This window comes from Gemmatimonadota bacterium (genome assembly GCA_026706845.1).
Lineage (GTDB): Bacteria > Latescibacterota > UBA2968 > UBA2968 > UBA2968 > VXRD01.
The window spans coordinates 1-5,637 of the sequence record JAPOXY010000192.1 but is presented as its reverse complement, the minus strand read 5'-3'; the positions used below and the strand labels follow the sequence as shown (position 1 = coordinate 5,637).

Here is a 5,637-nt window from a genome sequence, read left to right as displayed (position 1 = left end):
GTTGGCGCTGCGCGGAGGGTATATGTTCCGCTACGATTCCTTTGGGCTTACAGCAGGTGCAGGCGTGAAATTGCCCCTGGCCGGGACAAAGATCACGGCGGATGTGGCGTGGCAGCAGTCCAAACACGATCTGAATCAACCCTTGCGGTTTGGGATGGGCTTCGCGTTTTAGTTCGTTGTGTTGAGCATGTAAAAAGGCGACCGAGTTTTTCGGTCGCCTTTTTTGATTTTGCCATCTCTCTATTTTTTGTACCTGAACTGGATTTCTTTGGCGGCTTTTTGTCCATTGTTGAGGTCTTCAATTGTGACGGTGAGGCGGTTGTAACCGGCTTTGACTTTTTTCAGGCTGAGTTCAAAATACCCGGTGGTAGATTGTTCGTTGCCGGTCTGTTCGAAGCTGACTGTGACCTGTGTTTTGTCTTTTCGCTGGAATATACTGGCAAGGGCGCCAACGCTGCTGCGGACCAGATTGAAGGGGCGTATTGGATCTTCCACGGCAATGGTATAGGTGACGCGATAGCGGGTTTGCCCAAATTCGTTTCGGGTGAGGTTGTAGAGTTCGTAGTAGGCATAGGCGCTCTGGTCTTTCTGGTAGGCGCGGGAGATCATGGGCACGACCCATACGTCGCCTTTGCGGAATTTTTCGTCACCCGGGTTTTGCGAGATGTTCCAGCTTAGCTGGATGTCGCTGAGTTGCAAGGCATTGGACTGGTAAGGTTCAACCTGTACTTGATGGCGATAAATACCTTTGCGTTCGGCAGCGCGGTCATTGACCTGTACTGTGAGCAGGTAGTTGCCGGGGGGTACGTCTATCGGGATGAGGGTGGGGATGAAGGAGCCTTCGGGCCACATGTGGTGGCCGATAGACCGGAAAAATATGGCGTCTTGTGCGCGGTAAACATTGGTGTAGGAGGTGTCGGCCAGGATGACGGCGCAGTCGGCGACAATCGTGGAGGTGTCGCCCGAAGCAAAGGTGCCCATTTCTACGGGGTCAATGCCGTAGTAGATTTCCAGGCGGGTGGCGCCATCTGGCCCGCGAAAGTCGGCAAAATCGTAGTGGAATCCGAGGCCCGACATGGGGCCGCCGGGTGTGTAAAAGTCGGGGACTTCGCTGACCGTGCGGTTGGCGATGGCCTCGGGGGCGTAGTAAGCGAGCAGGGAGAATCGGTGCAGGCCAATGGAGGTTTCTTCGTGGGGAAAGTCGGGAAGCGGCGCATAGCTGTAAACACCGTTGCCCAACTCGTTGGTGAAGGTGATTTCGATGCCTTCTCCAATATTGGTATAAACCCAGGTTTCCCAGGGCACAATGGTCATGTCGCCGCGTGAGGTGACGGGCAGGAAGTGGTGCTGGTTTTCGGGGCGCGTCTGCCGCCGCTGGTATTCGTCGAGGGCCAACTGCCCAATTTCTCCGACCTCACCTGTTGCCTCTCCATCTGCGCCAAGGGCTTCTGTGAGGATGAATTCGTCCAGGTTGCCTTCAACCGTGCCAGGGGGAACGAGAATATTGCCGCCTTCATCGGTGCGTGCGAGGGCTGCGGGATCGAGTTCGCCGACGAAAGACTGGTTGGAACGGATGGGATAGACTGGTCCGGTAAAGACTTCGTCCATGGCTTCGGGACCATAGAGGGCCAGGGCGAGGCGTTCTTTGACCTGTTCTACGGCGGGCGTGATTTCGGGATTGGCCCTGCCAGAACGCGCGCGGTAGTCGGGATCGCCATAGCGGATGTAGATGTCTCCCCGCGCATCCCAGGGCGTTTTGGCTTCGGCGAAGTGGTTCCGCGCGTACCACACCCTGCGGTAGTGCTCGATAAGGCGTTCGTTGACTTCGGTGAGCAAATCAAAATCGCGCTTTACCCAGAATTGTTCGAGAAAGGCGGGACGCTCGGCTTCGGAAGTTTCTTCATAGATTTTGATTTCTTCTTTGGTACCTACCCTGGCGATGTCGTCGTAATAGGTCCGTTCTGTTTCGGGCAGGGTGTTGATGAATTGCTCGAACACGTTGAGGGCTTTTTCCGGCTCTCCCTTATCGAAGAGGATCTGCGCGGCGATGGGAAGGAAGCGAGCATTTTCGAGGTGGTATTCGAGGTTTTTGAGGATGGATTCGCTCAGGATCATCTGGTTGTCGCGTTGACGACCTTCGGCGTTGCGGCGCAGTTCAATATAGGAAGTGCCCAGGAGGTAGGCGATTTCGGGATTGTCGGGCTGGTGTGTCAATGCCTGTGCAAAAGCCCGCGAGGCAGCGGTGTGGTTCTCATTCAGGCGGATGTACGCGCGACCGAGGAGGATATAGGCGGGGGCGTAGGTGGGGTCGAGCCGGGTGGCGCGCCGGGCCGCGCTGACGGCTTTGCGGGCATGGTAAACAGCCATGATCCCGCCAGAAGCTTTTTTATAGTAGATATCTGCAATGCCGGTCTGAGCTTCTGGCGAGGCATCATTGAGTTTGAGGGCTTCTTTGAATGCCTTCATCGCGTGGTCCAGATACCCCACATTGGTGTATATACGGGCAACGGCGAGGTAGGTCTGGATGTTATCGGGATTGTGTTTGATGGCTGCTGTAAGCACTTTGATAGCCTGGTCTTTTTTGTTGGCTTCAAAGGCAGCCTGTCCCTGGGCAATGAGAGAGTCAATCTGGGCTTCACGAGCGGCAAGCGGTGAAGAGAGCAGGAAACAGAGCAGGGCGGGTGCAACACATTTGAGGGTTGTGTTCATCGCATGTCCTCCCGGCAAAAGATGAGGGACTATATATACGGGAACGCCCGGCGGTTCAAGGGGTTCCGGGCATTCCAATAGAAATATAGGCTATTGGCTTGTCCCACACAAGGCATAGCTCGCGGTATTTGCTTGAATTTCGGATTGAGAGGCGATAAACTTATGGTAGGGATTGATTGATTCGAAACACTAAGGGAGGATCTATGCTATTTACCGATGCACAAATGAGGCAATACGATGAGGAGGGAGCGGTTACGATCGACAGTCCCTTCACGACCGAGGAGTTGGACCGCGCGGAAGCGGCATGGGACAGGTTGAAGGCGAGCGGGCGTCCGCCTTATGAAGATCCAGATTATGTCGATGTCGTCCAGCATCCCTATTTTGAGGAGGTCGCCAAAAAGGTGTTGCGAGCCGAGTCCGTGCATCTGTGGTGGGGATTGTCTCCCCACGAACGCGCGCCGAGCAGCGCACCTTTTGCGAGCGTTCGCGAGCAATGGGGGAATGGATGTCACGTCGATATCCAGGCGACCTGGGAGGATTTTCAGGCGACGCCACGCCGGATGCGCGCTGAGTTGTGGTTCTGGGTCAATGACGTGCCCGAGCATCGGGGGGCTATGCGCATTTTGCCGGGTAGCCATCGCCCGATTATGGAACACTGGAGCCGGGTTTTGACGCCAGAGCACAAGGCGATGTTGCCCCGCGTCCACGGGTTGCGCCCAGAGCCGTCGGATACTGCGCCGGCTTATCCCGAGCATGTGCCCGAACTAATTGATACGCTCTGGCTGGAACAGGAGCCGGTTCCGGCTGTTGCGCGTCGAGGTCAGATTCTGATTTTGTGCAGCGGGGGATTGCACTCTGCATGGCAGAACGAGGATACGGTGCCCCGCAAGGGGATGGGAACGTCATGGATCGCTACGGGCGTGTCCTGCGGGTTGCCGAAGAATCAGCGCGATGGGGTGATGTCGTTTTTCCCGCGGCTGCGAGAGAAGTTGCGTCCCGATCGCGCGCATATTGTGCCCGAGAATTTCGACTGGCTGTTCGAGAGCGATTACGAGCCGAAATGGCCTGAGACTTTTTTGGGAGCCATTTAAAAATAGAGGAAGACCGATGCGTGCAGTGATCCCGGGGACTTTTCTCTTTGTAGTAATGGTATGTGGGTGTGCGAAGGATGCGCCACAGCCCGTGACTTCCAAAGCGATATATACGGGCGCAGAGGCGTGTGCAACGTGTCATCAGGAGACTTATAAAGAATGGCAAGGGTCGTTGCATCGGCGGTCAATGCAGGTGCCTTCGGTCGAGACTGTGCGGGGAGATTTTAGGCAGAACAATACATATACGTATAGGGGAATGACTTCTCGAATGTTTGTGCGGGATGGGACCTATTTTATGGAGACGGATGGTGCGGATGGAAAACGAGAAGTCTATCCCGTCGAATATGCGATCGGAGACCGGGATACGCAGTGGTATTTGACCACACTCGAAGGTGGGCGCATTCAGGTGCTGCCGGTCTATTGGGATGTTCGGGAACAGACGTGGTACGATCCAGTGGAGGGGTTGTTCAATCACCCGCAGGGCTTTGCGCCGGGCGATGTCAATTACTGGACAAATTTTGGGCGGAATTGGAACTTCCAATGCCATGATTGTCACGCGAGTCAGATCAAAAAGAATTACGATCCAGAGACAGGTACTTACGCGACGCACTGGACGGACCTGAGCATTAATTGCGAAACATGTCATGGATCTGGAGGTCAACATGTGGCATTCTGGAAAGCGTTGCCAGACAAGGTGCCAGCGCGAGATACGACACTGGTAAATTTGCGATTTTTGAGTGCGGAGCAGTCAGTGGAGGTCTGCGCACAGTGTCACGCACACAAAAGGATTATCAAAGAGGGATATCAGCCGGGCGATCCATTTTACGACTTTTACGAATTGGAAGTGCTGGATAGCGAAAAGTTCTGGGCAGATGGACGCTACCGCGAACTGAACTACAACACGCTGGCTTTTTTGATGAGTTCGTGTTATACGGCGGGGCATCTGACGTGCGCTGGTTGTCACGATTCTCATCATCTGGGTCCTGTGAGAGGGGAAGGCGAGACCCGCGCTACAACCTATGACCGGGTGTGCTTGAACTGTCACAGGACAGATGTGGGAGAGCCTGTTGAAAAGCATAGCAATCACAAGACGGTGGGGTGCGTGGATTGCCATATGCCACCTGTAGAAGAGGTGAAGCGGATTGGGATATACGATCACCGCATCCTGTCGCCGGTACCGGAAAATACGGTTCGGTTTGGCATTCCAAATGCGTGTAACGAATGCCATAGCGATCAAACGCCCAACTGGGCAGCAAGCTGGGTAAAAACGTGGTGGGGTTCACAGGCAGATAAAGTAGCTCAGGCTGAAGCAATTGCTCTGGGACGGGTGGGAGATCCAAAGGCTCTGGATGGTTTGATCGCGCTTTCGAAAGACCAGAGTATGGTGTTGCGGGCTTCGGCAGCAGTGTTACTGGGCAGGCAGACAGATGAGAGGGCTGAAAAGGCTTTGATAGATGCTCTGGACGATCCACATCCGATGGTACGCACCCGGGCTGTAGAGGGATTGATGGTTTATGGAAGTGATGTGGGTATTGAGGCCGTGGCCGAGCGGCTGGATGATCCCTCGCGTTTGGTGCGCATTAGGGCGGCTTCGATGCTGGAGGGTGTGAATCTATCGGGCGATAGGGGTAATAAGCTATCGGAAGCTCTGACAGAATATCGGACAATAGTGACAGGTCTTCTTGCCGATGATCCAGAGGCACAGGTACAGGTGGGCATTGATGCATTGCAACAGGGTGATGATCGGGCCGGGGAGATGGCATTTCGACATGCACTGAAGATCGGGCCCGAAATGCCAGATGCTTATGCGGGCCCTCGTACCGCGTTTACCAGGAAC

The 5,637-nt window shown here is 54.9% G+C and carries 3 protein-coding genes; 2 read left to right on the top strand and 1 reads right to left on the bottom strand.

Features of this window, described 5'->3' with window-relative positions:
- Positions 1 to 240 precede the first annotated feature (240 nt).
- A complete protein-coding gene (locus tag OXG87_17635; GenBank protein ID MCY3871375.1) occupies positions 241 to 2,709 on the bottom strand; it encodes a GWxTD domain-containing protein in 2,469 nt (822 codons plus the stop codon).
- A 203-nt stretch (positions 2,710 to 2,912) separates the two neighbouring features.
- Between OXG87_17635 and OXG87_17630 the strand changes: the two genes are divergently transcribed.
- Together OXG87_17630 and OXG87_17625 are read left to right on the top strand one after the other, a co-directional pair.
- Positions 2,913 to 3,800: a phytanoyl-CoA dioxygenase family protein gene (locus tag OXG87_17630; GenBank protein ID MCY3871374.1), complete on the top strand. Its 888-nt coding sequence runs from the start codon at positions 2,913 to 2,915 to the stop codon at positions 3,798 to 3,800.
- A gap of 16 nt (positions 3,801 to 3,816) precedes the next feature.
- On the top strand, positions 3,817 to 5,637 hold a 1,821-nt coding region (locus OXG87_17625; GenBank protein MCY3871373.1), incomplete at its 3' end, for an ammonia-forming cytochrome c nitrite reductase subunit c552.